Here is a 2587-nt window from a genome sequence, read left to right as displayed (position 1 = left end):
CAGGGCCTGCTGCGGGCCGAACTGCGCCAGCGCCTCCGGCCCGAAGAACGAGCATGCGGGGACGCTGACGCCGGTGAAGCGCGCGGGAAAGGCCAGCCGGTCCAGCAGCATGGTGTGCCCCGCGAGCGCGGTGCGGGCGTGGGCGCGGTGCATGGCCGAACCGAAGGAGGCCAACTCGTCGTCGCTGAGCGGGTCCACCGATTCGCAGAACAGCTCCACCGACTCGTGCACACCCGTCGACGAGCGCGTCACGGTGAGCACGCCGATGGACGGCACCTCCGTGCCGGGGCGGGGACGGCCGACCACGACGATGTTGCCGGTCATCGGCGCGAGACGGAAGCAGTAGTCGGTGAGGCCGGCAACGTCCCACGGTTCGCTGACCGGCTCGTGGATGCCCCAGCCCACCGGCGCGGCGCCGGTCAACTCGGCGAACAGCGCGGCGGTGAAGTCGCCGATGCGGGTGGATGCGCTGGCGGGATGCAGGATCTCGCCGCGGGCCTGGATCACGCCGTCGGATCCGGCCGGTGCCTGGAGGTAGTCCGGTGCCAACTGTTCCTCGGCGGCGAAGACGTCCCCGCCCCAGCGGTACTGCTGGCCGGTGAAGCCGTTGTAGAACGTGCCGTCCGCGGCGCTGGCCATCCAGATGCAGCCCTCGCGCTGGAGCAGCTGGTACAGCGGCAGCGTCAGCTTGCCGGTGCTGGGCGTCATCACCACGAACTGGCGCTCCGATGCGCGGGCGGCCACGTAGGCGCGGGTGAGGGCGGGGGAGAGGAACGCCAGCGGCTTGTCCTGAAAGACGACGGCGGTTCGTTCGGTGTGGAAATCGAAGGCGGACGCGTGCATGCCCATCCCTATTCTCCGGACCCGGGCAGTTGGTGGGTGACGACGGCGCCGCGGCACCGCACGGCGATGTTCTGCGCCACCCGGTAGCCGAGGGAGTCGCCGTCGGGGATGCCGTTGCGGACCGTGATCTCCTGCCACCACAGGTCCTGGTGCTCCGGCTCGGCGAAGTCCGGGTGGTCGGAGAAGATCGACGGGATCGGGGTGCCGTCGATGGCGTTCACGGTGGCGCCGGCGAGCAGCCGGGACACCTCGCCGGGAACCCGGACCAGGCGCGGCAGCTCGACGGCCAGCAGGGTGGTGCCGTTGCCGTCCTCGACCTCCAGCAGGGCGTTTCCGGCGGCCTCGCGGACGTACTCCTGCGGCACCACGGCCAGCAGCGAAACCATGACCACGTCCTGGCCCGGCTCATCGAGCGCGACGACGGTGACGGTGTTAGACATTAACGGTCGCCTCCAGCGGGGTCCACAGCGGAGGCCAGCTGCTGCGCCAGGTCGCTCCATGACGCGGTCAGTTCCACGATCACGGGGACCTGTGCGGACAGCTGGACGAGCGGCTGGAAGCTCTGCTCGTTGACCTCGACGATGTAGCCCGGAGCTTCGCCTTCACCCGCTGCCGGCGCGCCGGCGGCCGGAGTGCCTCCCGCCGGCGGCTGCGGCTTTTTCAGCGCGGACAGGTCGACGGCGCCGCGGAGGCTGACGGAAGACGGCGCGGGGCCCTGTCCTGGAGTTGGAGTGGTCATGACATCACACTAATACGTCTCGGTCGGCGCCCGGAATTTTGCCCGACCGGGCCGGCGTCGCGGCCCGGCCGGCCGGGGCTACTTCAGTTCGGCGTCCACCAGGCCCTGGGCGACGCCCACCAGGGTGAGCCGGTCGTCGGAACCGGCCGGCGGCACGTACAGGAAGACTGACTCGCCGTAGGTCACGTCCACGCCTTCGGTGGTGGAGTCATCCCCTGCCAGCGCCGCGAACTCGGGCGAGAGTTCCACGGTGGCGCCGGCCTCGGCCGGCACGCTGCTCATCACCGACTCCATGTGGCCGAACACCACAGCGCCGCCGTCTGCGGTGCGGAGCGCCCGCAGCGAGCCGTCGTCGACGCTGCGGCTGAAGGAGATGTCGGCGTTCTTGTTGGATTTCACCTGGTCTTTTTGGAACGCCTGGATCTGCTCGGAGAAGGTGTTCTTACCGATCGCGTCCTTGTGCTTGCCGTCGTCGAGGTTCTCCGCGACCATTTTCACCGCCGCCTGCGGCGCGTACAGCAGGCCTTCCCCGGCGTCCGGCGCCACGGCCGGCGTCCCGCCGCTCTCGGTGGAGACCTGCGGGAACGTGGTGCCCGGCAGCATCTGGAGCGCGCCCACCATCCGGTAGTTCGAGCGCGGATCCTGCTGCACCAGCACGATCACCTGCGGCACCGGATTGTCCTCGCCCTCCGTGACCGTCACGACCGTCCGCGGCCAGTCGGCACTCGTGCTGACCATCGAGGTCAGGATCGGCCCGGCAGCCACCGGGACGGGAGCCGCAGCCTCGCCGTTTTCGGCCCGAACCTTGTAGTTGGCCTCGCGGACGGTCAGGGCGGCACCGGCGACCCGCGGCTTCAGCTTGCCGGAATCCCGCGCCGAGTCTGCGTCGGAGACCGCCTTCGCCACCGAGTCCATGATCCGGGTCAGTTGGCCCTCCAGCACCACCGGGTGGCCGGCGGCTTCCCCTGCACCCTGGGACGGGGCGGCCGGAGAGGCGGCGTGGGC

At 70.5% G+C, this 2587-nt stretch carries 4 protein-coding genes; all 4 read right to left on the bottom strand.

The features are described from left to right. A partial coding sequence (locus tag AC5RUJ_RS14315; RefSeq protein ID WP_494156053.1) for a DUF6177 family protein occupies window positions 1–843 on the bottom strand: 843 nt, incomplete at its 3' end. Window positions 844–851: 8 nt separating this feature from the next. Further along, on the bottom strand, window positions 852–1283 hold the full coding sequence (locus AC5RUJ_RS14310; protein ID WP_494128779.1) for a hypothetical protein: 432 nt from the start codon (window positions 1281–1283) through the stop codon (window positions 852–854). Then, window positions 1283–1582 carry a YbbN family protein gene (locus AC5RUJ_RS14305; protein WP_494156052.1) on the bottom strand — a complete coding sequence of 100 codons (300 nt, stop codon included), beginning with the start codon at window positions 1580–1582 and terminating at the stop codon, window positions 1283–1285. The genes AC5RUJ_RS14310 and AC5RUJ_RS14305 overlap by 1 nt, the downstream gene beginning before the upstream one ends. Window positions 1583–1660: 78 nt before the next feature. Beyond that, on the bottom strand, window positions 1661–2587 hold a 927-nt coding region (locus AC5RUJ_RS14300), incomplete at its 5' end, for a DUF8094 domain-containing protein (RefSeq protein WP_494156051.1).

Source organism: Arthrobacter sp. Y3223164, from assembly GCF_059091005.1.
The sequence above is the reverse complement of the archived record's forward strand: the minus strand, read 5'-3'. Positions and strand labels throughout refer to the sequence as shown.

Coding starts and splice junctions, on each gene's coding strand:
- AC5RUJ_RS14310 (WP_494128779.1), bottom strand. CDS start 1,283: ATGTCTAACACCGTCACCGTCGTCGCGCTCGATGAGCCGGGCCAGGAC.
- AC5RUJ_RS14305 (WP_494156052.1), bottom strand. CDS start 1,582: ATGACCACTCCAACTCCAGGACAGGGCCCCGCGCCGTCTTCCGTCAGC.